This is a genomic window from Giesbergeria giesbergeri (assembly GCF_054779375.1).
Genome location: NZ_BAAGYJ010000001.1, coordinates 308,436 through 334,902 on the forward strand (window position 1 = coordinate 308,436; position 26,467 = coordinate 334,902).

Sequence of the window (26,467 nt, forward strand, 5' to 3'; positions counted from 1 at the left end):
CATGTCCACCAGCCAACCTACGCAGCCCTCCCACAACCAGCTCGACACCAAAGCGCAAGCCTGGTCAGCCTTGTTTTCTGAGCCCATGAGCGATCTGGTCAAGCGTTACACCTCCAGTGTATTTTTTGACAAGCGCCTGTGGCAAGCCGATATTGCGGGCAGCTTGGCCCATGCCGAGATGCTGGCCGCCCAAGGCATCATCGCCCCAGAAGACCAAGCCGCCATCGAGCGGGGCATGGCACAAATCAGCCAAGAGATTGAGTCGGGTCAGTTTGAATGGAAACTGGATTTAGAAGACGTACACCTGAACATTGAAGCCCGCCTGACCCAACTGGTGGGCGATGCAGGCAAGCGCCTGCACACAGGCCGCAGCCGCAACGACCAAGTGGCAACCGATGTGCGCCTGTGGCTGCGCAGTGAGATTGACCTGATTGGCGGCCTGCTCACCGAATTACAAAAGGCGCTGGTCGAAGTGGCAGCCAAAAACATCGACGTGATTTTGCCGGGCTTCACCCATTTGCAAGTGGCCCAGCCGGTCAGTTTTGCCCACCACCTGCTGGCCTATGTAGAAATGTTTGCCCGCGATGCCGAGCGCATGGCCGATGTACGCAAGCGCGTCAACCTGCTGCCCTTGGGCAGTGCTGCATTGGCTGGCACCACCTACCCACTGGATCGGGAGCGCGTAGCCCGCAGCTTGGGCATGGAAGGCGTGTGCCAAAACAGCCTGGACGCCGTGAGCGACCGTGACTTTGCGATTGAATTTACCGCTGCTGCCAGCCTGTGCATGGTACACATCAGCCGTTTGAGTGAAGAACTCATCATCTGGATGAGCCAGAACTTTGGCTTTATCAAGATTGCCGACCGCTTCACCACCGGCAGCTCCATCATGCCGCAGAAGAAAAACCCCGATGTGCCTGAACTGGCACGCGGCAAAACGGGCCGTGTGGTCGGCCACCTGATGGGTTTGATCACGCTCATGAAAGGCCAGCCACTGGCCTACAACAAAGACAACCAAGAAGACAAAGAGCCGCTGTTTGATACGGTAGACACGCTCAAAGACACTTTGCGTATTTTTGCCGAGATGGTGGGCGGCCAAGTCAACCCCACCACTGGGGCCAAAGAAGGCGGCATCACCGTCAATGCACCAGCCATGCAAGAGGCCGCCAAGAAGGGCTACGCCACTGCCACCGACCTGGCCGACTATTTGGTGAAAAAAGGCCTGCCCTTCCGCGATGCCCACGAAACCGTGGCCCATGCCGTCAAGGCGGCCACCACCCACGCCTGCGATTTGTCTGAGTTGCCCCTGACGGTGCTGCAAGGCTTTCACCCCTCCATCGAGAAGGATGTGTACGACTGCCTGAGCCTGCATGGCTCGCTCAACGCCCGCAACACCTTGGGTGGCACCGCACCAGCACAGGTACGGACGCAAATTGCACGGCACCAAGCGCGCTTGGGCTAACCCACGCCAGCCCCTGCCGACACACGCCTCAAAGCATGCGGAACTGCGCTACCCGCTCTGACAACGCGTGGGCCTGCTCCCGCAGGGTGGTAGAAGCCGCCGCTGTGTGTTCAACCAAGGCCGCATTTTGCTGCGTGCTGTGCTCTAGTGCCTTGGTGGCCTCATCCACCTGTCGAATGCCCTGAGCGCCCGCACGGGCCTCAGTTGCAATATCGCTGATCAACTGGCCAATTCGGTCGGCATGGGCGCGCACCTTGGCAATCGAGGCTCCGGCCTCGTTGGCGACCTGCACGCCATTGTGGGCTTGCCCCACACTGTCAATGATGAGTTGGCGGATTTCGTGCGAGGCAGCAGCACTGCGCTGGGCCAAATTACGCACCTCAGCAGCAACTACAGCAAAACCCCGTCCAGCCTCACCAGCCCGTGCGGCCTCGACTGCTGCATTGAGCGCCAATATGTTGGTCTGAAAAGCAATGCCGTCAATGGTGCCGATGATGTCATTGATCTTGCTGGAGGCGGTGCCAATGTCATCCATCGTAGCCACCATGCGCTGCATGATTTGTCCAGCCTCATGTGCTGCCGTAGCGTTGTCCATCGCCATCGCGGCCGCTTGCTCTGCATTTTGGGCACTGTTTTGGATGGTGCCAGAAATCTGGGCCATTGCCTGTGCGGTTTCTTCCAAGGTACTGGCTGCCGCCTCGGTGCGTGCCGACAAATCCACCGAGCCTTCGGCAATGTCGGCACTGGAGCCCACAATCTCGTCGCTGGCCATGCGTACGTCACCCACAATAGAGCGCAGCGCATCTTGCATTTGGCGCATCGACAGCATGAGCACCGCAATATCGTCAGCCCCCCAAGGGTTGGGTTGGGTGGTCAAGTCACCACTGCTCATGGCCTCTAGGTGGCGGCGTGTCTCTTTCAGTCCACCATCCATCACGCAATAGAAACTATAGAAAAAATAACCAGCCAAGGCCAAAGCCAACAGAATCAAGCCCATCGACAAGTTGCGCTCTGCCTCGGCAGCCACCAAACGTGCCTCCAGCCGTTGGTGTACCACCTGCATGGCTTTGGCTTGGACAACGTACAAATCAGCCACCAACTGGCTGCCCTGACGCCACCAGCCATCCACATCCCCCACCAAGGCGGGGTCGGCCTTGGCAAACACTTTATCGGCCTGGCCCACATAGGCTTGGGCACGCTCCAGCACGGCAAGGTCTAGTTGCTTGTCTAAAGCAGGGGCTGCCTTGATGGCGCCTTTGAGCCACGCTTGGCTTTCGGCCACATGCTTTTGTGCCCGCGCACTCCAGCCAAACACCCGCTGCATGGCGGCCAGATTCTGCAACTGCCCCACCAGCGCCACGGTGCCCCAACTGCGCATTTGCCCCACTGCCTCGGCCAAGAACGGCACTTCACGGGTATAGGCCATCAGCAACTGGAGGTCGGCAGCATCGGCATCCAAAATCATGCCCGAGCGGGCTGCAATGAGGTTATCGTACTCTACCGTTTTGTGTAATGCCGCTTCAATGGCCTTGATATCGGCCTGTGTTGGCAGGGCATCCAGCACTTGGTGCAACTGCTCGGCTTCTTGGCCCAAACCCAAGCGGTCGATATGGTCGCCCTCTACCAAACGCAAGTCAGCCTCGGCTTGGTGCAAGGCTTGGTGTGCCTGCTGCAACAGTGGCGTAGCCGCCACATAACCCGCCCCTTGAGCGCGGCTGGCATTGCGCAAATCGGTGAGCGCGTGCAGTACGGGCGCCAGCCGTTCCACAATCGACACCCCGGCCTGCTCTTTGCGCAAACGCTCAATGCCTTGCTGGGCTGCACTCAAATACAGCACCACCCCCACGAGCGTAGCCAACAAAAACAAGCTGCTCACAATGGCCGCTTTGGCACCAAAGCGCAACTGCCGGAACAACCGTATCCCCAACGACCAGACACCGTGGTGCGCAAAAAAGCCCGCACTTTGATCAGCCGAAGGGGCGTTTGTAGAAGAAGACAGAGGACGAGACATAAGGGGCTGGAAAAGTAATCCAGCCCCTGATTGGGCCATAGCCCTACCGACCCTGCAACATTTATGTCAATTTCCCTACATTTTTTAACATCTTCTACATCAACCAGAAACTAAAAAGCTTTAGGGGATAAGATGTTCCAACCCACCAAGATAAGGGCGCAGTGCCTCAGGCACCGTTACGCTGCCATCTTGGTTCTGGTAGTTTTCTAACACGGCCACGAGGCAACGGCCCACGGCCAAGCCTGAGCCGTTCAGGGTGTGTACCAGTTCGTTTTTGCCTTGGGTGTTTTTAAACCGCGCTTGCAGGCGGCGCGCTTGGAAGGCCTCGCAGTTGCTGACAGAGCTGATCTCACGGTAGGTGCCTTGGGCGGGCAACCAAACTTCCAAATCGTAGGTTTTGGACGCACCAAAGCCCATATCACCACTGCACAAGCTCATGACGCGGTAGGGCAGGCCCAACTTTTGCAAAACGGCCTCCGCATGGCCGGTCATTTCTTCGAGCGCCGCATAGCTTTGCTCGGGATGCACAATCTGCACCATCTCTACCTTGTCAAACTGGTGCTGGCGGATCATGCCGCGTGTGTCGCGGCCATAGCTACCAGCTTCAGAACGGAAACAAGGGGTGTGCGCTGTCAACTTGATCGGCAGTTCAGCTTCTTGCAGCACCACATCGCGAACAAAGTTGGTCAGGGGCACTTCGCTGGTCGGGATCAGGTAGAGCGCGGCATTGTCTGGCACCGGCTCGCCATCTTGGCCTCCCTTTTTGGCCGCAAACAGATCGCCCTCAAACTTGGGCAACTGACCAGTGCCCTTGAGCGAGTCGGCATTGACGGCATAGGGCACATAGCATTCTGTATAGCCATGTTCTTGCGTTTGCACGTCCAGCATGAACTGGGCCAACGCGCGGTGCAGACGCGCAATACCACCCTTCATCACCGTAAAGCGTGAGCCAGACAGTTTGACGCCCATATCAAAGTCCAGCCCCAGCGGGGTGCCCACATCAACATGGTCTTTGACGTCAAAGTCAAAACTGCGCGGCGTGCCCCAGCGGCGCACTTCGACATTACCGGTTTCATCACTGCCCACAGGCACGCTCTCGTGCGGAAGGTTGGGCACGGCCAACAGCAAGGTTTGCAGTTCGGCCTGTATCTGCTCCAAACGGGTGGCGGATTGCTCCAGTTCGGTTTTGAATGCCGCTACTTGGGCTTTGGCGGCTTCGGCACCGTCTTTGTCGCCCTTGCCCATCAGCATACCAATCTGTTTAGAGAGTTGGTTGCGCTGGGCCTGCAACTCCTCGGTGCGGGTTTGCAGGGTTTTTCGCTCGGCATCTAAGGCTTGGAAGGCCTCGACGTTGAGGAAGGCTTGGGGGGTTTTGCGGGTTTCGAGCCGGGCAATGGCCGAAGCAAGGTCTTTGCGAAGGAGGAGGATGTCTAGCATAGTCCGATTTTAGGCGGCAGTATCGATAACATCGTCATCCACATCGGCCATCAGGAGTGCTGCGTATGTTCTTTGTCTTTGGCCCTTCGGGGCAGATGTACCGGGGCGGCCCAGAAAACCTGGCGAAGATTTCGCCTGTGCGTGGTGTTCGTCGTCCCTTGGCATTGCGCACCCGTGCCGCAGGCCTGCATGGTGAAGAAGCAGCCCCCCTGCCACTGCCTGCCCCCACTACCACAGCCCCTGCGCGCACACTGCGGGCACAGGATGCTGTGAGTGCCTATACCCGCAGCAGCGGGCAATCTCCCCCGCGTCAACCCCTGACACTGGTGCGTGACGTGATGACGCGTGGTGCCCTGACAGTGCCATTGTCGGCCCGGGTGCATGAAGCATGGCAAATGTTTACCCGCTACCAAGTGGGTCAGGCACCCGTACTCAATAGTGTGGGCCGGGTGGTGGGGCTGCTGCTGCGCACCGACATGGGGCCACCAGACCTGTTGCCCCCCAATGACCAAGCGGCAGAACGGCTCGCCAGCGCCCGTCGGCCTGTGGCCGAAGTGATGGTCAGCCCAGTGCCTACGGTGTCAGAAGATACCGAACTGCGCCGCTTGGCTGGGGTGTTGCTCGAGACGGGTTTGCCCGGCCTGCCAGTGACAGACGACAGTGGTGAGCTGAAAGGTTTTGTCTCACGCACTGATTTGTTGCGTGCCATTGCCGCAGACCCACCACTGGACTTATGGAGTTAGAACTGGCTACGGCGTCTGCGGTAGTAGCCGTCAGAGCCTAGCCTAGGCCACACGGATGACAAAAGGCAAACCACAGACCATTGCTTCCAAGCCCCAGCCGCTCTCTTAAGAGCAGGCTCCCCAGATCACCCGGTGCGCGGGAAGCCCCGGAGTTCAGTCCGGGGTTGAGAGCAGGGATTAGCAATCCATAATCTACATCATGGACTGCACCAAAACCCTGCGACTGCGCAGCGGAACACGACCGCGATGTGAATGCAGCACGCAACATTCTCGCGGCGGGGAGGATGTCAATCCACTACCGTCTCGATTTTCAGCCCCTTGGGCAGCGGGAACTTGATGGTCTCTTCCATGCCTGGCACCGTGCGCACGGATACGGCACCCAGCGCCTTGATACGGTCTATGACTTGGCTCACCAAAATCTCAGGGGCGGAAGCGCCTGCCGTCAGGCCAACACGGGTCACGCCTTCAAACCACTGCGGGAGCAGTTCAGCCGCACTATCGACCATGTAGGCTGGCGTGCCCAACTTCACGGCCAACTCGCGCAGGCGGTTGCTATTGGAGCTGGTGGGGCTGCCCACGACAATCAACAAATCGACTTGGGCACTGAGCACCTTGACGGCGTCTTGGCGGTTTTGCGTAGCGTAGCAAATGTCTTGTTGCTTAGGCTCACGTACACTGGGAAAACGTGCCCGCACGGCAGCGGTAATCTCGGCAGCATCATCCACACTGAGCGTGGTTTGTGTGACAACAGCCAACCGCTCGGTCTGGGCGGGCTGCACGCGGGCTACATCGGCCACATCTTCTACCAGATGGATACCGTGATCCAACTGGCCCATAGTGCCTTCCACCTCGGGGTGGCCTTTGTGCCCAATCATGATGAACTCGTAGCCTTCTTGCGCCAGCTTGGCTACCTCCACATGCACTTTGCTCACCAATGGGCAGGTGGCATCAAAAATGCGAAAGCCACGCGCTTGGGCCTCGTTTTGTACCGCCTTGCTTACACCGTGGGCGCTAAACACCAGTGTGGCGCCGGGCGGCACCTCGGCCAACTCTTCAATGAAGATGGCGCCCTTGGCCTTGAGGTCATTGACCACATAGGTGTTGTGTACGATTTCGTGGCGTACATGGATGGGAGCGCCAAATTTTTGCAGTGCCCGCTCCACAATCTCAATGGCTCGGTCTACTCCGGCGCAAAACCCGCGCGGCTCGGCGAGCAAGATTTCTTGCAGCTGGCTCACAAGGCACCAATCACATACGCTTCAAAAGTCACGGGCTGGCCTGCCAGCGGGTGGTTAAAGTCCACCAAGATGGCATCTGGGCTGTCGGCATTGCCCACCTGCACCACCACACCCGCATAGGTAGCCATGCCATCAGGGGTGGCAAACTCCACCACTTCGCCCACGGCATAGCGTTCGTCGGGGTCGCCCAAATCATTGAGCAGCTTACGTGCTACCCATTGCTGCATATCGGGGTTGTGTTGGCCGAAAGCCTCGCCCGCAGCCAGCTCAAAGGTGGCACGTTGGCCCTCTTCTAGGCCCAACAGACGCTCCTCTACCGCCGGCGAGAGCTCACCGCTGCCCAGCGTGAGCGTGGCGGGCTTGTCGGCAAAGGTGTTGATGATGTCGCCAGCGGGACCCGCCAGACGGTAATGCAGGGTCAGAAACGAACCCGGTTGAACGGTTGCCATTGGTAGCCTCTATAAACTGACCGCATTTTACGTTTGCCTCTGGCCCCAGCACCATGTCCTTCAAAGACCTTCCTGCCGATATGCTGCCACGCGAGAAGCTGCTCTCCCGTGGCCCAGCAGCACTGGCCGATGCGGAATTGCTGGCAATTTTGCTGCGCACAGGCATTGTTGGCAAAAACGTGCTGCAAATGGCACAAGAACTGCTGGCCCCACCCAGCACCGATGCCACGACCGGCCAACGACAAGGTGGCTTTGGCGGCATTGGGGGGCTGTTGCACACAAGTGCCACAGATTTGGAACGCATCAAAGGGCTAGGGCCGGCCAAACGGGCCGAACTGGTGGCGGTGCTAGAGTTGGCCCGGCGTGCCCTGGCACAACAGTTGCAGCAAGGTGAGGTATTTGATTCACCCGAAGCAGTCAAACACTACCTGCAACTGCATTTGGCCTACAAGGGCCATGAAGTGTTTGCTGTGCTGTTTTTGGATGCCCAACACCGGCTGCTGGCGTTGGAGGAGATGTTTCGGGGCACGTTGACGCAAACCAGCGTCTATCCACGCGAGGTGCTGCTGCGGGCCTTGCACCACCGGGCTGCTGCCGTGGTGCTGGCGCACAACCATCCCAGCGGCCATGTGCAGCCCAGCAACGCCGACAGTGCCCTGACGCAAACGCTCAAAACAGCTTTGGGCATGGTGGACGTGCGCGTGCTAGACCATGTGATCGTAGCACCGGGGGCTGCTTTATCTATGGCAGAAAAGGGGTTAATCTGAGCCACCCTTACCGCTCTGCACCAAGCGAGGTTCAAGTCATGGCATTTGCACGATTGCGCAGTTGGCTGACAGTGGCCCTGCTCCTGGCAGCAGCCGCCAGTGGAGTGGCCGCTGCCGCCCCCCCAGCCACCGCCCCCTACTGCCCAACGCCCCCCCAGGCCATGCAGCACACCAGCGATGCAACTGCCGCCGGACAGCGCGGAGCAGCCCTGCTGCAGCGGCGCCACTATGCACAGGCCGAGCCACTGCTGCAATCGGCCTACTGCTCGGCCCCCGTTGGGGCAGAACGGTCTCTGTGGGCCATGCAACTGGGCAGTCTGGCCGCCCTCAGCCAACAGCCCGACACGGCGGCCCGTTACTACACAGAGGCACTGGGCATGGTAGCGGATGCACCGTTGCCGCTCTGGCTGAGCGCACGCTTGGCTTTGGCAAGGCTGGCCCCAGCCAAAGACAAACTCGCCCACCTAGAGCCGATTGCTCAGCGGCTAGAGCAAGCCTTACCCAACCCTGCACTGGCACGCTATCACCTTGATCTGGGGCAACAGGCTCGGCAAATCGGCCCCGCGTCTTTGGCGCTGGCCTACCACCATCTGGAGCGCGCCCGCAGCTTGGCAATGGCGGCTCAAGATGGCCGCCTGCATGTACAAACACTGGATGCCTTGGCACAACTGTATGAAGACCATGCGCGCAGGCCTGAAGCCCTGCAACTGACGCAAGAAGGGCTGCTGTTGGCGCACCGTCTGGCTCTGCAAGATCGGGCCGACCTGCTGGTGGCACTGGAGTGGCGGCAAGGCCGCCTGCAACAAGCGCAAGGGCAGCCGGGTGCTGCACTGGCCGCCTATGCGCGGGCGGTAGAGCAATTGGAAGCCACACGCCAAGACTTGCCGCTAGAAACCAGCGATGGGCAATCATCATTCCGTGTCCTGATCGAGCCTCTGTATCTAGGCTATGTCGATCTGCTGTTGCACACAACCCACGAACAGCCCAGCCCCCACAGAGAGGCTGCCCTCCACACTGCGATAGAGGCGATGGAGCAATTGCACCAAGCGCAATTGCAAGATTTTTTGGGAGACCGCTGTGCATGGGAGGTGCGGTCGGGCAAACCGCTGTTGCCCGCTGGCACGGGCGTGCTCTACCCTGTCATTTTGGCCGACCGGCTAGAGTTGCTCTTGCAAACCCCCACGGGTGTCGTGAGGCGCACCTCCCCCGTGGCCGGGCCACTGTTGCGCAGCCATGTGCGCACATGGGCCGACACCCTGCGTCTAGGCGATGAGCCCTACCTGCCTGCGGCACAGCAACTCTACGACTGGCTGCTGCGCCCAGTGGAGGCTGTGTTGTCTGAGCAAGGCATTGACCACCTGGTCGTGGTGCCCGACAGCACCTTGCGACTGATTCCGGTGGCGGCACTGCACAATGGACAACACTACGCCATAGAGCAGTGGGCTATTTCGGTCGTGACCAGCATGGGACTGACCAGCTTGGCCCCCCCCCAAACCCAAGCCCGTGCCCTCGTGACAGGCGTGGCTCTGCCCGGCCCTGCGGTTGAGAAAATGGCCCAAAGCTGGCGTGCGCCTCCAGCCCCCCCCACAGTTGTCCATCGGGGGTTGGCCCAGCACACCACCACCCGCACCTGGCAACAGGTGCGTACAGCACAAGCACCCACACTGGCCCAGTGGCAAGACAGCTTGGCCCTGCCGGGCGTGCGCGACGAAATACAAGCCTTGCACCAGTTGCTGCCTGGCACCGCCTTGCTCGATGCCGGTTTTACCGTAGGGCAGTTTCAACGAGAAACGGCCAGCGGCCAATACCGCATTGTGCATATTGCCTCGCACGGGGTCTTTGGCGACAGTGCGGCCACCAGCTTCATCATGGCCTACGATGACTTGCTGCGCCTGCCCCAGTTCCAGACCCTGCTAGAAAGTGAGGCTTTGCAACGCCAACCCATTGAGTTGCTCACCCTGTCGGCCTGCCAAACGGCCCAAGGCAACGAACGCGCCCCCCTGGGCCTCTCGGGCGTGGCCATCAAAGCCCACGCCCAAAGTGTGCTGGGCACTTTGTGGCCTATTGCCGATCTGGCAGCCAAGGCCGTGATGGAGCAGTTTTACACCGGGCTGGCCCAAGGGCGCCTGAGCAAGGCCCAAGCCTTGCGCCAAGCGCAATTGCAGCTGTTATACAGCCACGACATGGCCCACCCCTTCTTTTGGGCACCGTTCATCTTGATAGGAAACTGGCTGTGATGCACTGGCAACCTCCCCTGACGGTACTGCTCTGGGCTGCACTGCTGGCCTGCACCGGCCTTGACGCCACAGCCCAGATTCGCACCGATGCCAGCCTAGGGCAAACACCACAAACCCTGCAAGGCCCAGCCTATGTATTGCCCGAGCTGCTGGGCAAACGGGTGGGCCACAACCTGTTTCACAGCTTTGGGCAATTCAACATCGGCAGCGATGAATCGGCTACCTTTCTTACCCACAGCGATGGCATTCGCAATGTCATCAGCCGGGTCACGGGGGGCAGTATGTCTCAGATTCATGGCACGCTGGCACTGCGGGCCCACAGTGGCACCCCGGCTTTTTATTTTCTCAATCCTGCCGGAATTGTTTTTGGCCATGGGGCGACGGTCGATGTGCCCGGTGCACTCCATATCAGCACTGCCGATGGCCTGCGCTTTCCTGAGGGTGTTTGGCTGGCCCACACGGCTGGCAGCACCAGCGTATTCTCTAGCGCCGACCCGGTAGATTTTGGCTTTCTGGGGCCAGGGCGCGGGCCAGTGCATATCGGCCAAGGAACCATGCTGCACCCTGCTACCGGCCAGCCTTTGAGCGTGGTGGGGAACGATATAACGCTGGATGGTTCACTGCTGTCCAGCAGTGAAGGCGGCGCAATCCGTGTATCGGCGGCTGGAAAACTGTCGGTGTTGCGGGGCAGCAAAATCATCAGCTACACCAGCAGCCCAGCGCAAGCAGGCGACACCACTATTGAAGCGGCGGCCTTGTCAATTGATGGGCCAGATCCAGGGACGGTGACGGGCATTACCAGCCTCGCCGTGACCGGCATTCCCGACCTCGCAGGCCTGAGCCAGTTCATTGATCGCATGGATACCGACCGGTATATAACAGCCATCACAGACATCAGCGGTCTTAGCGGCTACTCGGCCACGGGCAACACGGGTCATGTCAGGGTTCATGTGGCGGGGCCGCTGCAACTGCGCCATGGTGCCATTGCCTCCAGCACCTTCACCGCTGGGGATACTGGGTCGGTGCAGATTGATGCGGGGTCGCTATCGATGGATCAGCTCAGCACGATCTTGAGTGACTCCTTCCCCGGCAGCACCGGTCGGGCTGGCTCCGTGCAGGTGCAGGTACATGACACGATGACGGTGAGCAACAACAGCATGGTGTCCTCCAACACCCAAGGGACTGGCAGCGGCGGCGATGTGCGCCTGCACGTTGGGGAGCGGTTGGCATTGCGCAATGGCGGCTTTATCAGCAGCGTCACTTTAGGGTCGGGCCATGCGGGGACGGTGCAAGTCGAGGCTGGTTCCCTCTCTATGGAGGGAGGCAATGCAAAAAGTTTCATCTCCAGCGACACCAGTGATGGCAGCGGCAATGCAGGCACTGTTCAGGTGCAAGTGCGTGGTGCCATGACGGTGAGCGATGGCAGCATGGTGTCCTCCAACACCCAAGGAGCCGGACGGGGCGGCGATGTGCATCTCCACGTTGAGGAGCAACTGGCACTGCGCAATGGGGGCTTGATCAGCAGCGTCACCTTAGGGTCGGGCAAGGCCGGGACGGTACAAGTCCAGGCCGGTTCGCTGTCTATGGAGCAAGGAAGTGCCATTCTGAGCGATTCATGGCTAGGCAGCACCGGCCCTGCTGGATCAGTCCAAGTGCAGGTGGGTGGTGCTATGGCCGTGAGCGATGGCAGCATGGTGTCCTCCAACACCCAAGGGACGGGAAATGGCGGCGATGTACAGCTCGATATTCGTGACCAATTGACAGTGAGCAATGGTGGTTTTGTGGGCAGCGCCACCTTGGGAGCGGGCCATGCGGGAACGGTACAGATCAAAGCTGGTTCGCTCTCGGTAGATGGCGCCCATGCCGCCGCTGCCATGATCTACAGTGGTACGGGCCCCGGCAGCACCGGACAGGCAGGATCGGTGCAGGTGCAGGTGCGTGACACCATGACCATCCATAACGGCGGTGTCATATCCACCACCACGTTGGGCGACGGCGCCGCAGGCGATGTGCGTGTGGCTGCAGGAAATTTGCGGATAGCTGGAGGCGATGATCAATTTGCCGTCATTTCCAGTGATACCGTCTCGGGCAGCGGCCATGCTGGCACCGTGCAAGTGGCGGTGGCTGGCGCACTGGAGTTGCTGGGCGGCGGCGTTATCTCCTCCAGCACCGCAACCGCAGGCGCCGCCGGTGCGGTGGCTGTGTCTGCCACAGAAATCCGCATGGACGGTGTAGACAGCCGCATACTGGGAATTGCCAAAGCCCATTCTTCTGGGCAAACCGGCACGCTGGATCTGCAAGCCCATCAACACCTCACCCTGACCAACGGCAGCAGCATCTCTATCCGCAACGATGCCACTGTGGTCAACCCCACACAGATTGTGCCTAGCGCACTGCACATCCGTGCCCCCGTCGTGCAACTGACCGACAGCCAAATAACTGCGGCGGCCAGTGGCAATGTAGATGCCAGTAACCTGAGCGTGTCTTTTAAAGATCGCTTGCAATTGGACAATAGCCAGATCACCACATCAGCCTCTTTAGGCAATGGTGGGGCCATCCAACTGCTGGGCGGTCAACGGTTGGGCCTGCACAACAGCCAAATTACGACGTCTGTGCTGGGCGCATTGGGCAATGGCGGTGATATTGCTGTGCGTAGCCAAGCCCTGGCGCTCCACACAGGGGCCATTCAGGCCAATACTGCCGCCCGTCATGCCAGTGGTGGACGGGTGCAGGTCGATGTGCAAACACTGCTGCCCAGTGCTGGGGCGCTGTGGCTGGGTGGCAATACCCCCTATGCATTGGTGCCAGGGCTGTTTGGCTTCAATGTCATTCAAGCGGCGGCCCCCACAGGCATCAACGGCCACGTCAACATCACCGTACCGGCCCTAGACCTGAGCAGCGCCCTGCAAGGGCTAGGCGCTCCTTTGCTTGACAGCGCCCGGCTAGGACACAACCCCTGCGATACCCGCAACGGCAGCACGTTGGCTGTGGCGGGCCGAGGCCACTATCCCGTGGCCCACTATGGCTGGTTAGGCCTGCTGCCCACAGCTGCATGGGCCGAGCCAGACCGTGTGAAAGCCGATCCATGCCCTCGCCCCTGATCACCTCCCCTGCTATTGCCTACCGTGCAACTCTCGGCTGTATCTGTGCGCTGAGCCTAGCAACTGGCACTGCACTGCCCGCATGGGCGGCTGGTGCAGCGCCCTTTGTGCTGCCTGAATTACCAGCGCCCGCCCACAGGGCCGCAGCACCCACCACCATACGCCTAGAACGGGTGGCCTTTGTTGGCAATACGGTGGTCGATACCCCCACCCTAGAGCAACTGGCCGCACCTTATCTGCACCGCCCACTGGATGAGGCCGATCTGGAGAGCCTGCGCCGCACCATCACGCAGCACTATGTGCGCCAAGGCTATGTCAATTCGGGGGCGGTTTTTGCCAGTCCAGCATTGACTGGCCCCATACTGACGCTGCAACTGATGGAGGGCCAACTCGGTGCCATTCAATCGCACGGCCTCCAAAACCTGCGCCCGCAATACATTGCACAACGGCTGGCCCCGCAGCCCGGAGAAGTGCTGCACCTCGACACCCTGCGCGCACGCTTTCAACGGCTGCTGGATGACCCCCTGTTTGCACAAATGCAGGCCCGGTTACGCCCCGGTGAGACCCTGGGCCAAGCGGTGCTAGACATTGAGGTGCAACGCGCACGCCCTTACCAGCTCACGGTAGCCACCCACAACCACCGCCCCCCCTCCATTGGCACGCAGGCGCTGGAGCTATCGGGCTGGGTGCGTAATCTGAGCGGGCACGGTGATGCGCTCTATGCCAGCCTGCAACAAGCCACCCCTGCACAGGGTGGGCTGCGCAGCCAATGGCACTGGAAGCTACCACTGGGCGCGCGCACCGCTGTGTCATGGCAAGGCAACTATGGGCAATCGGCGGTGGTGGAAGAACCGATACGGGCGCTGGACTTCAGCAGCCAGTTGCAACAGCAAGAACTGGGGCTGGAGCAGGTGCTGCACCAAAGCTTGCAGCACCAGTGGGCTGTGGGCGTGCATTACGGCTGGCGCAGCCACCGCACTTGGCTGGCTGGCACCCCCTTCTCTTTGGTGCCGGGCGAATCACAAGGCCAGACCCGCATCACCGGCTGGCGTTTGTGGCAAGAATACAGCTACCGCACTGAGCACCAAGCTCTGACCTTGCGCGCCACACTACAACGCCAACACAACAATCTACAAGCCCAAACTGGCTGGCCTGCGGGTGGGCCTGTTGCTGCCGATCAGCAAGCCCACCTGTGGCTATTGCAAGGTCAATATGCCCGCAAGTTGCTCGACAACGGCACGCAATGGGTCGTTCGTGCCACGGTGCAAAGAAGCCGCCAGCGTCTGCTGGCACTAGATCGCTTGGCCATTGGCGGCGCCAACAGCGTGCGCGGCTTTCTAGAAAACCAGCTGGTGCGTGACCAAGGCCAGATCTTGAATCTAGAGTTGGATGTGCCACTGCTGCAAGGTACTGGGCAAGACCTGCAATGGTCTCTGATTCCGTTTTACGACATGGGTCAGGGCCACAACCAAGGCGAGGCCAGCACCCGCATTGCCTCCGTGGGCTTGGCTACCCGCCTGCGCTGGCAAGGCATGCGGCTGGACTTGGCCGTGGGCCAACCCTTGCACGGCGAGCGCAGCGCAGGCCACAGCTGGCAACACCGGGGCATTCACCTGCATTGGAGCTATGACTTCTTCTAGCCCCTCCTTCCCACTATGGCAGTGGCTGCAAAACCTGCGCAGTTGGGGGGGGCGTGCTGCCTTCATCGCCATCATCGCCCTAGCATTGACCGAAACCCTCTGGCGACAAGGTGCCCTGGAGGGCATAGACCAGTGGTACAGCGACGGCTGGTTCCGATTGGCCGGACAGCGCCACACGGTAGAGCGGGTGGCGCTGGTGAAGCTGGACGAAGCCACTCTGGCACAGTACCCCGATGAACCGCTGGTGTTTTGGGGGCCACATTACGCCCAAGCAATTCAGACCCTACAAGCCGCTGGGGCCACCGTGGTGGGTCTGGATTTGGTACTGAGCAGCAGTCCAGAGCAATGGCTAGCCAAACTCGGCGGGGTTCCTACTCTGGCAGCACGCCAGTTTGACCAACCCCTGCGCCAAGCTCTGGCTACAGGCCGGGTAGTGGTGGCTGGCATGCAGCCCCCCGGCGACCTTTTGCTGCCTGCCAGCGACTACCTCGCTGCACTGCCCGATTGGGACATTGCCCGCTTTGTCGGGGCTGCCGATCTGCAAGCCGATGCCGATGGCGTGCTACGGGCCTATTCCCCTGCCGTGCCGCACCCCGACCCCTCTTCTGCGTTGCGGTTGCGCTCCTTGCCCTTTTTGTTGGCCCTGCACGCCAGCGGGCAGCCCGTGCAGGGGCCCACATGGGAGTTTGCCGGACGCACGGTGTCTATAGATGAGCGCCTGCGTCTGGCCTATGCTGGCCCTCCTGGCAGCGTACCAGCCATCCCCATGCTGGATCTGCTGCGGCCCGATGCCCTAGCACAGCCCCAAGTGCAGGCTCTGCGCGGCAAAGTGGTGATTTTGGGGGCCAGCTATGGCGGCATGAACGATGTACACATCACCCCCTATGGCCGCGGCTTGGGCAACGCCCCCCTGATGTTGGGTATGGAGATTCAGGCCCAGACCGTCGAGGCGCTCCTGCAAGGGCACTGGCTCAATGCCACCCCAGACCACACGCGCATGGGTCTGGCCTTGCTGCTCTGTCTGCCTGCGGGCCTCTTTTGGTGGCACCAGCGGCTATGGCGGGGGCTGTTGCTGTGTGGGCTGCTCTGGGTATTGGCCGGTGGATTAGGTTATGCCGCACTGGAGCGCAATCTACTGCTCTCGACCAGCCACATACAACTGACAGCACTGTTTTGCTTCATGGGCATTTACGCTTGGCGCTTCACACATGGCGAACGCGAGCGCCAACGCATCCGGCTGATGTTCTCGCGCTACCTAGAACCTCGGGTGGTAGAGGCGCTGATTCACTCCGACCGTATGCCACAACTGGGTGGCGAATGCTGCGAGATGACGGTGCTGTTTACCGATATCCGCAACTTCACCACGATCAGCGAGCAGCTGACCCCAGAAGAAGTGGTGGAGATGCTCAACCATTATTTTTCTGCGGCCTGCACTGTGCTGACGGAACAAGGTGCATGCATAGACAAATTTATTGGCGATGCCATCATGGCCGAATTTGGTGCCCCACTCAAAAATCCCGACCACGCCCACCGCGCCCTGACTGCGGCTCTGCACCTGCGCACCGTGGCTGAGCACTTCGGGCAATGGATGCAACAGCGTTTTCCGGGCAGAAATCTACCCGCATTTCGGATTGGCGTGGGTGTACACACGGGGCTGGCGATTTCAGGCAACATCGGCACCGCACAGCGGATGGAATACACCGCCATTGGCGATACAGTCAACATTGCCTCACGGCTTGAAGGCATGACAAAGGCGCTAGGCTGCGTGATTCTGGCCAGCCAAGACACCCTGCATGCCGCTGGCCCCGGTTTTGTCTTGGGCCGCAGTGACAGCATCACCGTGCGGGGCCGCATCCACCCGACAGAGGTTTTTGAAATCATCGCAATGGAGGAAGCAGCATGAAACAATGGCAGCACTGGGTCATCTGGGGGAGCAGCATGGTGCTCTGCAGTCTGGCATGGGGACAGCCCTCCTCAGCAATGGTTTTGCGCATACAAGGGGATGTGGTGCTAGAACTCCCCGACAAGGCCCAAAGCATAGAGCCCCTGATCCGGCTGCTAGAGGGCGACCGCGTCCGGCTGGCCCCCGGCGCCCACATCCGGCTGTTGTATGCCCGCAGCGGTTTGCAAGAAGATTGGCAAGATGCTGGCGTACTGCGCATCAATAGCACCGAGAGCAGCATTGTTCGGGGCCAACCACGGCGCGAAACACGCCAACTCCCACTGGCTATCACCCAGCAAATGGCCCGCACTCCGCGCAGTGACAGCACAGCCCGCATCGGGGGGGTGCGGCTGCGGCGTCTGCCCTCTTCTGCGCCTCCTCCCGGCCAAGAGCCGCCCACCCCACCCGTGAGCACCTTGGCCCCCGAGACATCGACTGGTGCCTCGTCCACCAATCTGGCAACACTGGAAGAAAACTACCAGTCCTTACGCCACAACACCGCCGCCGATGACCACAACCCCGAGGTCTATTTTCTGGCCGGGCTGTGGGATCTGGGGGCGCACGAACGACTGCGCCACGAGCTCCAACGCCTACAGGGTCTGCACCCCCACGACCCCGTGATCATGCGCCTGCACACGCTCTATGCGGGGGTGTTGCCATCTTCTGCCCCCAATATGCACAAGCCCATGCCCACCCCTCGCAACCCCACCACAGAGGATGCCGGAAAATAACGCCACAATGCACCGCCTGCCCCCTCTGCTCCTGCTGCCAGCCTCGCTCTTGCGGCCTGTGCCCCACTTCAAAAAGCCATGAGCCGCAACGACCCAGGCACCTTGCGCTCGGCACTGGCGCACGCCCTAGAGGCTGTGCGCCAGCCCCCAGCCCAGCCTACACCCCCCACAGCACCAGCGGCCCCCCCTGCGCCCCGCCCTGCCAGGGCAGCCCGCCGTGCCCTAACCCATACGGCCACCTTGTTGGCACGGTCAGTGCGCCCGTCAGGCGCTGGCACGTCCAATGTGCGCGTGGCAGCATCCACCTCTGCACGGCCTCCACGCAACAAGCGCGCCCCAGCACCACGCCCAGCCAGCACACGCCTTGATGGCCTGCACGAACTGGGCCAAGTGGCACAGCAATGGCGCGAGGCCCAAGCCCAAACGCAAGCCGAGGCACAAAAGCGCCGCGAAGCCGCTGCCCGCCAAGAGGCCGAACGCCAGTGGTTCAGCCGGGCTGTGGGGCCAGTCACACCACTGCACCAGCGCAACCACGTTCACCTCCAACAGCCCCCCCCCGAACCACTGCCGCTGCAACTGTGGCTAGATGAGGAACGCGTGCTGCAAGAGTCGATCAGTGACGACTTGGATGTCAGCACCCTGCTCGATACCGATGACCAGCTCAGTTTTCGCCGCCCAGGCATTGGTGTCGAGATCACGCGCCGCCTGCGCGCAGGGCATTGGAGCATTCAGCGCCAGCTAGATTTGCATGGCCTGCGCACCGACGAGGCCCGCGAGGCGCTGGGTGAATTCATACGCCAAGCACACCGCAATGGCTTGCGCTGCCTGCGTGTCATCCACGGCAAAGGTCTAGGCTCCCCAGGCAAAAGCCCGGTGCTCAAAGGCCGGGTACAAGGCTGGTTGGTACAAAAAAAAGAAGTGCTGGCCTTTGTCCAAGCACGCCCAGTGCAGGGGGGGGCTGGCGCTTTGTTGGTGCTGCTGGTGCCAGCAGGGCATGCCCAAACTGCCTCTGCAAATGAAAGCCCGTAGACCCACCAGCTACAGGTAGCGCGCAAACGGATCGACCTGTGCCGCCAGAGAGTCGGGGCCAGGTTGCAGCACTGGCTTGGGCGGCTGGGGGTCGGGGGGCATCTCGACACGTACCAGTGGCAGCGGTGGCATGGGACGGCCATAAATGCGCTGTACACGTTCGAGCAACGGTGGATGGCTATCCAACCAACGCGCCCACACCCCGCCACCGGCCACATCGACCAGCAGCATAGGCTGCACGCTAGGATGCTCTAAACCGGTACGACCATGCCGATTGGCTTGGGCCGCTTGCCGCTGTGCCAGCACCTTGCGCAGCACACCGCCCAAGCCTTGCTGGCTGCGCGTCCACTGCACCGCACGGGCATCGGCCAAATATTCACGCTGGCGCGACACCGCAGCTTGAAGCGCCTGCCCCACCAACCAGCCCAACCAACCTACTGCCATGATGGCACTGCCAAACAGGGGGGCCAGCCCGCCACGCTCACGCAGGGTGTCGCCAAAATGGTGTACCAGCTCCAGCCCAAACACCATACCCGCCAAGCGCATCTTCAGGCGGGTGTCCCCCTCATGCAAGTGAGACAGCTCATGGGCCACCATGCCTTGCAGTTCCTCACGGTTGAGGTAGTCCAACGCGCCTTGGGTGACGGCCACCACCGCATCAGACTGATCCCACCCCGCGGCAAAGGCATTGATGGCAGGGGTACGCGCCAGCACCATCACCTGCGGCACTGGCATGTGGGCAGCAATGCACAGCTCTTGCACCACATTGCACAGGCGCTGCTCGGCATAGGAGCTGCCGGGCCGGGCCTCGCGTGCGCCCACCCGCAGCGCCAACTTGACGCCACCTGCACGCAAGTTGGCGGTTTCTAGCCACCAGCCACCCAGAATAAAAAACAGCGTCATGCCCATATTCACCGCCATAAATCCTGCCGGGTAAGGCCAATGCACCGGCAACAAGGCATTCAGCAACCACCACGCCAACACCAAGGCACCATGCACCCCTGCCACCAACAGCAGCACGGCCACGGCAAAGGCCAGCAGCAGGCGGCGGGTTTCGGTGCGGGCATTTTCTTGGTGGTTCCAGAACTTCATGCGTTGGCGCTCCTGTTTTGTGCTAGGCCCAGCCGCTTAGCCAATCTAGCCAAATTGGCCCGATCCATGCGCAACTCACGCGCTGCTGCGGCCCAATGGTAACCATGCCGCTCCAAACAATCCTGCACCCATTGGCGCTCAAAGGCATCTACAGCGGCACGCAAACCCAGCCCCTGTGGTGCAGAGATCACCGACGGCCCTTGGACATGGGCCGATGGCACCGACCCTGTGGACGGCCCCCACTCCGGCAAGCCCAAATCCGTGGCCGTGAGCGTCAAAATGCGTGGGCGGGGCCGGTGGCGGCCCAGCGCCTTGAGCACGCTGCGCCCAATCAAATGCTCCAGCTCACGCACATTGCCAGGCCAATCGTAGGCCAGCAATGCGGCCTGGGCCTCACGGTCTAGCCGCAGGCTGCCCAGCCCTAAGCGGGTACGGTTCTCTTCCAGAAAAAAGCCACTGAGCATCAGCACATCGCGCCCGCGCTCGCGCAGTGCGGGCACTGGCAACGGATAGACACTGAGGCGGTGGTAAATGTCGGCGCGCATGCGTCCGGCACGCACCTCGGCCACCAAATCGCGGTTGGTCGCCACAATCAACCGCACATCCACATGGTGCTCCCTGTCCGAACCCAGGCGCTGCAACTGCCCACTTTGCAACACCCGCAACAGCTTGGCCTGCACCGGCAAGGGCAACTCGCCCACCTCATCCAAAAACAAAGTGCCGCCATCGGCCAACTCAAACTTGCCTTGGCGCTCTTGCACCGCCCCAGTAAACGCACCACGCACATGACCAAATAGTTCGCTCTCTACCAGCGTATCGGGCAGGGCGGCACAATTGACGCTCACCAAAGGCCGATCTGCCCGACCAGAACGGGCGTGCAGCGCCCGAGCCACCAGCTCTTTGCCCACGCCCGTTTCACCGCTGATCAGCACCGTCAAATCGCTGGGGCCCACCAGATCAATCTCTTGCAGCAACTGCTGCAAGGCTGGGCTGTGCCCCATCAATTGATGTGCAGAACCACTGCTGGCAGCCAAACGGTAAGACTCGGCACGCAGGTGCTCGTTCTCCACCCGAGCTGCCAGCCGGTTAATGCGCATGGCTGCCGCCACCGTGGCAGCGGCCAGATCACTGAAAGCCTGCAAGGCCGCCAAATGGGCAGGCGTGAACTGGCCTGGCACCAAGGCATCCAAAGTCAGCAAACCCCACGGTTGGCCTTCTACCGCCAACGCACAACCCATGCAGTCGTGAACTTCCAAGTGCCCACTCACCCCTTCGATCAGGCCATCATAGGGATCGGGCAAGGTGCTCCCCAATGGAAAGTGGGTGGGCAGACCAGCCTGTAACAGTGCCTGCAAGCGGGGGTGGGCACTGACCCGAAAGCGCCGCCCCAGCGCATCGCTGCTCAGGCCATCCATGGCCAAAGGCACCAACCATTCGCCCTCCAGCCGCAACAAAGCCACGGCATCGCACGGAAACAGCGCCCGCACCGCTTGCAACAAACGGCGATAGCGTTCGCGCTCGGGCAATTCTTGGGACAAATCGGCCACCAAAGGAACCAAGGCAGCCAGCAGGGTAGATGTAGTCATATTGACTATTTTGCAGTCTTTATGACTTTTATATTTTTGCGGTCATTAAGACAACATTCTTATGAAGTCCTTGTTTTTAAAAGAAATTTGGGTTGGCACAGATGCTGCGTAGGCACAACAGGCCCTGTTTGCCTTTCTGATATTTTTTCCTCTGGAGACCTCTATGCTCACCGAAGCCCAACGCGCCATTGTCAAAGCCACCGTTCCGTTGCTCGAAACCGGCGGCGAAACCCTGACCAAGCACTTCTACGGCATCATGCTCAATGAGTACCCCGAAGTGCGCCCCCTGTTCAACCAAGCGCACCAAGCCAGCGGCGACCAGCCCCGCGCCTTAGCCAACAGCGTGTTGATGTATGCGCGCCATATCGACCACCTCGAAAAGCTGGGCAACCTGCCCGCGCAAATCGTCCACAAACATGTCGCTCTGCAAGTGCTGCCCGAGCAGTACCCCATCGTGGGCACCTGCCTGCTGCGTGCTATTCGCGAGGTGCTGGGTGCAGACATTGCCACCGACGAGGTGCTGGCCGCTTGGGGAGCCGCTTACCAGCAACTGGCCGACCTGTTGATTGGTGCCGAAGAACAGGTGTATGCCGCCAATGCCGCTCTTGAAGGCGGCTGGCGCGGGGTGCGGCGCTTTCGGGTGGCACGCAAAGTGGCCGAGAGTGCCGAAATCACCTCGTTCTATTTGCAACCCGAAGACGGTGGCCCTGTGCTGCGCTACCAGCCCGGCCAATATATTGGCCTGCGTTTGGTGGTGGATGGCAAAGAGCAGCGGCGCAACTATTCGCTTTCGAGCATTGCCGATGGGCAAGGCCTGCGCATCAGCATCAAGCGAGAAGCGGGCGGCGTGGCCTCCAACTACCTGCATGACCAAGTGCCCGAGGGTGGCGTGCTCGAAGTGTTCCCGCCTGCTGGCCCGTTCACACTACAAGCCAGCGATAAGCCCTTGGTGCTGATCAGTGGTGGTGTGGGCATTACCCCCACACTGGCCATGCTGCAAGCGGCCTTGCCCAGCGGACGGCCCGTGCACTTTATCCACTGCGCCCGCAACCGTGCGGTGCATGCCTTCCGCGACACCGTGGATGCCTTGGCAGCACAGCACCCACAATTGCAACGCTTTTACAGCTACGACCAAGCCACCGAGGCCGATGGTGCCGATGCCGTGGGCTACCTGACCCCCGAGCAATTGGCACAATGGCTGCCCGAAAACCGTGATGTGGATGCTTACTTCCTTGGCCCCAAACCATTTATGGCCTTGGTCAAACGCAGTTTGGCTGCCTTGGGTGTGCCAGAAAGCCAAACCCACTACGAGTTTTTTGGCCCAGCTGCTGCGCTGGCCTAACCCGGCTCAGAACTGCACGCGCGGCGCTTGGCGCTCCGCCTCAGACTGGGTGGACTGGAGCATGGCTGCCGGGGGCAACCCCGTCAGCCGTGCCACCAGCAGGGCTGGAAATTGCGTGGCCAGATTATTAAAGTCCAGCACCTGATCGTTGTAGGCTTGGCGGGCAAAGCCGATGCGGTTTTCGGTGCTGGTGAGCTCTTCACTCAACGATGCCATGGTGGCATCGGCTTTGAGCTCGGGGTAGTTTTCGGCCACTACCATCAGGCGGCCCAAGCTAGCGCCTAAAGCCCCCTCTGCCACGGCCAGCGCACCAATGGCCGCCGCATCCGTAGGCTGGCTGCGTGCCGTCTTGGCGGCGCCTTGTGCTTGGCCCCGCGCTTGAATAACGGCCTCGAGCGTAGCGGCCTCATGTTGCAGATAACCCCGTGCTACCTCCACCAAATTGGGTACCAGATCGTGTCGACGCTTGAGTTGCACATCAATCTGACCAAAGGCATTGGCAATGCGGTTGTGCAGTTTGACCAGCCGGTTGTAGACCCCAATAGCCCACCACGCTACCGCCACCAAAACCACCAGTTGCATCCAGGTCGTCCATTCCATGGCGAGGCTCCTGCAAAGGCTGTTTAACGCAACTGAGGCACCGCCGTCTGCGTGTGCAGCGCCTGTGCCATACCCAAACCCACCGCTACACCAAAACGCTTGGCCAATCGCTCGGCCACATTCTCGTGGCGGGTGTAATTGATCAACTCCTCGGCCTTGACGACCTCACGGGCCACATAGTCCACACTGCCCAAGCGATCTGCCAAGCCCATGTCAATCGCCTGTGCGCCCGTCCAGAACAAACCGCTGAAGGTCTCGTCGGTGGGCTTGAGCCGGTCGCCACGCCCAGCGCGCACCACAGCAATAAACTGCTGGTGGATATGGTCTAGCATGGTCTGTGCATAAGCCCGCTGCTGCTCTGACTGTGGGCTAAACGGATCTAAAAACCCCTTGTTCTCACCCGCTGTGAGCAAGCGGCGCTCCACTCCCAGTTTGTCCATCGTGCCAGTAAAACCAAAGCCATCCATCAGCACCCCAATACTGCCCACAATGCTGGCCTTGTCTACATAAATGTCATCGGCCGCCGCTGCAATATAGTAGGCTGCCGAAGCACAGGTCTCCTCCACGACCGCATAGATGGGTTTGCGGTGCTTGGCTTTCAGGCGCATGATTTCATCGTTGATCATGCCTGCCTGCACTGGGCTGCCACCGGGCGAGTTGATCAGCAATACCAGCGCCTTAGAGCCGTCATCTTCCAAAGCACTGCGCATGGCCGCCACAATGTTTTCGGCACTGGCGTCCACGCCCGCCGCAATTTCGCCTTTAATGGCGACCACTGCGGTGTGCGGTTTGCTCTTTTGCGTAGAGGCAGCCATCTCCTGCGACATGGCCAACCAAATCAAAAAGGCAAAAAAGGCCAACCACCCCAGGCGTGTTAACGTACGCCAGCGCCGAGCGGCACGCTGCTCGGCCAAAGTGCCCAGCACCAGTTTTTCCAACACATCACGCTCCCAACCCGGCGTCTTGGGAGCCTGCGTGGCACTCGCATCAGGTGCCTGCTGCTGAGCCCAGAGATCTGGAGCAGGCCGATGGGGTTCTGGAGCGGATGGGTGAGGCGGGTGCGGTTCAGTCATGGCTAAATAAAAAGGCTATCGGCGGAACGTGGTATGCAGTATGCCAGCGGCACAAGCAAGGTACATACCGTCTTTAGCCATTCGCGCGCAACCAGTCGTGCAGCCCCTGCACTGTATGGGCCACTTCCAGCGGACGCAGTGGCGCAAAGGTCTTGGGGTCGTGGGCACCATAGGCTACCCCCACACTGGCACAGCCTGCATTGAGCGCCATTTGCAAATCGTGTGTGGTGTCACCAATCATCAGCACCCGCTCAGGCGGCACATCAAATTCGGCCATCAATTCCTGCAACATCAGGGGATGGGGCTTGCCCGCTGTTTCATCAGCGGTGCGTGAGCCATCAAACACCCCGCGCAGTGCGGCGCTTTGCAGTGCATCGTTCAAGCCTCGGCGGCTCTTGCCCGTGGCCACTGTGAGCAAATGGCCCCGCGCACGCAAATCATCCAGCAGCGGCAAGATACCCTCAAACAGGCTCAACTCATCTTGTAACCGCACATAGTGGTAGCGGTAACGGTTGCTCAACTCGGGGTATTTTTCTGGCGGCACATCCGGGGCAGCGTGGGCCAATGCAGGCATCAGCGCCATGCCAATCACATAAGCGGCGGCCTCTTGGCTAGGCACCACGCCCCCCACATCGCGCACAGCCTCCTGAATACAGCGCACGATGATCTGGGTGGAATCAAACAAAGTGCCATCCCAATCAAAAGCGATCAGGTCAAAACGGCGGGAGCGGGTCAGGGTCATGATGGCTGTGGTGCAAAAGAAAGCAACTCGGGGGGCAACTCGGCCAGCAATTGCAGACGCTCACTGCTGGCTGGATGGGTAAACTGCAAGCGCCAAGCGTGCAGGAACATACGTTTGAGGCCCATTTTTTGCAGGCGCTTGTTCAGCTCGAAATCACCATATTTGTCATCGCCCGCAATCGGATGGCCCTGAGAGGCCAGATGAACGCGAATTTGGTGCGTGCGCCCGGTCTTGATCGTCACCTCTAACAAACTCATCGCAGGCAAGCCCTGCGCAGGCCGTGCGGCTGCCGTGGCCCGCACCTTCACCAGCGTGATCGAGCGCATGCCATCGGGGTCATCTGCGGTGGTGACACGCACACGGCGCTCACCATCGGGCAACAAGTATTTGTGCAATGGCGCATCAATAACCTTGAGTTTGGCAGGCCAGACCCCCTGCACCAACGCCAGATAGGTTTTGCCGGTTTCGCGTTCGCGAAATTGGTCTTGCAAGTGCGTGAGCGCGCTGCGCTTTTTGGCGACCAACAAGATGCCTGAGGTTTCGCGGTCTAGGCGATGCACCAACTCCAAAAACTTGGCTTGGGGCCGGGCTTGGCGCAATTGCTCAATCACGCCAAAGCTCACGCCACTGCCGCCATGCACCGCCACGCCTGCGGGCTTATCAATCGCCAGCAGGTGTTCATCTTCGTGCAGCAGCGGAAACTCGCGCGCTGGCGCAGGGTGCGCAGCCTTGTCGGCCATCTTCTCCGACACCCGTACCGGCGGCAGGCGCACCATGTCGCCCTCTTGCACCCTGGTATCGGCGCTGGCACGGCCCTTGTTGATACGCACCTCGCCGCTGCGAATGATGCGGTAGACATGGGTTTTGGGCACACCTTTGAGGTGGCGCATGAGAAAGTTGTCCAGCCGCTGCCCGCTGGAGTCTGCATCGACCAGCACTTGACGTGCCGCTGGTGTGCCAACAGCACGAGAGATGGGGTGGGAAGGGTTGGCCCCATGCTGGGGCTGCGGGGTTTTGCCGCCTATAATCTGTGTCACCTGCGCAGTGTTTTGTAAGTGGTTGATTCGTCTGGAGTTTAGTCCACACGGCCATTTCCCCCCGCGCAGGCCGGTCGATGCCAGCGGGTGTCATGCACGCAAGAATCGCAGGCCAGTTGCCTGCGTTGGCCTACATGATGCACGGCAGACTGACACAATTGAAATACAGATACGGAATACCCCATCTGGCAGTTCACCCCACGGGGGTGCG

General features: G+C 60.6%; 20 protein-coding genes. 10 read left to right on the forward strand and 10 right to left on the reverse strand.

Annotated features, from left to right (window positions below):
* The first annotated feature begins 1 nt into the window (after position 1).
* On the forward strand, positions 2–1,459 hold the full coding sequence (gene argH, locus ACYVB2_RS01445; protein ID WP_382429743.1) for an argininosuccinate lyase: 1,458 nt from the start codon (positions 2–4) through the stop codon (positions 1,457–1,459).
* A 28-nt stretch (positions 1,460–1,487) separates the two neighbouring features.
* Here argH and ACYVB2_RS01450 read toward each other — a convergent pair whose 3' ends face one another.
* Both ACYVB2_RS01450 and serS read right to left on the reverse strand, forming a co-directional pair.
* The gene (locus ACYVB2_RS01450) at positions 1,488–3,470 is read right to left on the reverse strand and encodes a methyl-accepting chemotaxis protein (protein WP_382429741.1); all 1,983 of its coding nucleotides are present in this window, start codon (positions 3,468–3,470) and stop codon (positions 1,488–1,490) included.
* Positions 3,471–3,590: 120 nt separating this feature from the next.
* Positions 3,591–4,907 (reverse strand): serine--tRNA ligase, encoded by a 1,317-nt coding sequence (serS, locus tag ACYVB2_RS01455; RefSeq protein WP_382429739.1) that lies wholly within the window; start codon positions 4,905–4,907, stop codon positions 3,591–3,593.
* A 65-nt stretch (positions 4,908–4,972) separates the two neighbouring features.
* Here serS and ACYVB2_RS01460 point away from each other — a divergent pair, with 65 nt between their 5' ends.
* Entirely contained in the window at positions 4,973–5,650 is a 678-nt protein-coding gene (locus ACYVB2_RS01460) for a CBS domain-containing protein (protein ID WP_382429737.1), read from the forward strand.
* A gap of 287 nt (positions 5,651–5,937) precedes the next feature.
* On the opposite strand, the gene ispH is transcribed toward ACYVB2_RS01460, so the two are convergent.
* Entirely contained in the window at positions 5,938–6,888 is a 951-nt protein-coding gene (gene ispH, locus ACYVB2_RS01465) for a 4-hydroxy-3-methylbut-2-enyl diphosphate reductase (RefSeq protein WP_382429735.1), read from the reverse strand.
* Positions 6,885–7,337, reverse strand: a complete 453-nt coding sequence (locus ACYVB2_RS01470) for an FKBP-type peptidyl-prolyl cis-trans isomerase (protein ID WP_382429733.1) — start codon at positions 7,335–7,337, stop codon at positions 6,885–6,887. The genes ispH and ACYVB2_RS01470 overlap by 4 nt, the downstream gene beginning before the upstream one ends.
* A gap of 53 nt (positions 7,338–7,390) precedes the next feature.
* Between ACYVB2_RS01470 and radC the strand changes: the two genes are divergently transcribed.
* The 7 genes from radC to ACYVB2_RS01505 all read left to right on the forward strand — a co-directional run bounded on the left by radC (position 7,391) and on the right by ACYVB2_RS01505 (position 18,784).
* Positions 7,391–8,104: a RadC family protein gene (radC, locus tag ACYVB2_RS01475; protein WP_382429731.1), complete on the forward strand. Its 714-nt coding sequence runs from the start codon at positions 7,391–7,393 to the stop codon at positions 8,102–8,104.
* Positions 8,105–8,142: 38 nt separating this feature from the next.
* Positions 8,143–10,341, forward strand: coding sequence for a CHAT domain-containing protein (locus ACYVB2_RS01480; protein ID WP_382429729.1), 2,199 nt, complete (start codon positions 8,143–8,145; stop codon positions 10,339–10,341).
* Entirely contained in the window at positions 10,341–13,442 is a 3,102-nt protein-coding gene (locus ACYVB2_RS01485; RefSeq protein WP_382429727.1) for a two-partner secretion domain-containing protein, read from the forward strand. Before ACYVB2_RS01480 ends, ACYVB2_RS01485 begins: the two co-directional genes overlap by 1 nt.
* Positions 13,427–15,082, forward strand: a complete 1,656-nt coding sequence (locus ACYVB2_RS01490) for a ShlB/FhaC/HecB family hemolysin secretion/activation protein (protein ID WP_382429725.1) — start codon at positions 13,427–13,429, stop codon at positions 15,080–15,082. The genes ACYVB2_RS01485 and ACYVB2_RS01490 overlap by 16 nt, the downstream gene beginning before the upstream one ends.
* Positions 15,069–16,985, forward strand: a complete 1,917-nt coding sequence (locus ACYVB2_RS01495; RefSeq protein WP_382429723.1) for a CHASE2 domain-containing protein — start codon at positions 15,069–15,071, stop codon at positions 16,983–16,985. The genes ACYVB2_RS01490 and ACYVB2_RS01495 overlap by 14 nt, the downstream gene beginning before the upstream one ends.
* Positions 16,982–17,755 (forward strand): hypothetical protein, encoded by a 774-nt coding sequence (locus tag ACYVB2_RS01500; RefSeq protein WP_382429721.1) that lies wholly within the window; start codon positions 16,982–16,984, stop codon positions 17,753–17,755. Before ACYVB2_RS01495 ends, ACYVB2_RS01500 begins: the two co-directional genes overlap by 4 nt.
* Before the next feature lie 390 nt (positions 17,756–18,145).
* Positions 18,146–18,784, forward strand: a complete 639-nt coding sequence (locus ACYVB2_RS01505) for a Smr/MutS family protein (protein WP_382429795.1) — start codon at positions 18,146–18,148, stop codon at positions 18,782–18,784.
* 9 nt (positions 18,785–18,793) lie between these two features.
* Here the strand turns inward: ACYVB2_RS01505 and ACYVB2_RS01510 are convergent, their stop codons facing one another.
* Positions 18,794–19,876, reverse strand: coding sequence for a M48 family metalloprotease (locus ACYVB2_RS01510; protein WP_382429719.1), 1,083 nt, complete (start codon positions 19,874–19,876; stop codon positions 18,794–18,796).
* Positions 19,873–21,462 carry a nitric oxide reductase transcriptional regulator NorR gene (gene norR / locus ACYVB2_RS01515; RefSeq protein WP_382429717.1) on the reverse strand — a complete coding sequence of 530 codons (1,590 nt, stop codon included), beginning with the start codon at positions 21,460–21,462 and terminating at the stop codon, positions 19,873–19,875. The genes ACYVB2_RS01510 and norR overlap by 4 nt, the downstream gene beginning before the upstream one ends.
* A gap of 163 nt (positions 21,463–21,625) precedes the next feature.
* Here norR and hmpA point away from each other — a divergent pair, with 163 nt between their 5' ends.
* Positions 21,626–22,804, forward strand: coding sequence for an NO-inducible flavohemoprotein (hmpA, locus tag ACYVB2_RS01520; protein ID WP_382429715.1), 1,179 nt, complete (start codon positions 21,626–21,628; stop codon positions 22,802–22,804).
* A 6-nt stretch (positions 22,805–22,810) separates the two neighbouring features.
* Here hmpA and ACYVB2_RS01525 read toward each other — a convergent pair whose 3' ends face one another.
* From ACYVB2_RS01525 to ACYVB2_RS01540, 4 genes are all read right to left on the reverse strand, one after another.
* On the reverse strand, positions 22,811–23,404 hold the full coding sequence (locus ACYVB2_RS01525) for a LemA family protein (RefSeq protein ID WP_382429713.1): 594 nt from the start codon (positions 23,402–23,404) through the stop codon (positions 22,811–22,813).
* Positions 23,405–23,427: 23 nt separating this feature from the next.
* On the reverse strand, positions 23,428–24,477 hold the full coding sequence (locus ACYVB2_RS01530; protein ID WP_382429711.1) for a S49 family peptidase: 1,050 nt from the start codon (positions 24,475–24,477) through the stop codon (positions 23,428–23,430).
* A 73-nt stretch (positions 24,478–24,550) separates the two neighbouring features.
* Entirely contained in the window at positions 24,551–25,219 is a 669-nt protein-coding gene (locus ACYVB2_RS01535; RefSeq protein WP_382429709.1) for an HAD-IA family hydrolase, read from the reverse strand.
* The gene (locus ACYVB2_RS01540; protein ID WP_382429707.1) at positions 25,216–26,256 is read right to left on the reverse strand and encodes an RluA family pseudouridine synthase; all 1,041 of its coding nucleotides are present in this window, start codon (positions 26,254–26,256) and stop codon (positions 25,216–25,218) included. Before ACYVB2_RS01540 ends, ACYVB2_RS01535 begins: the two co-directional genes overlap by 4 nt.
* Positions 26,257–26,467: the final 211 nt, after the last annotated feature.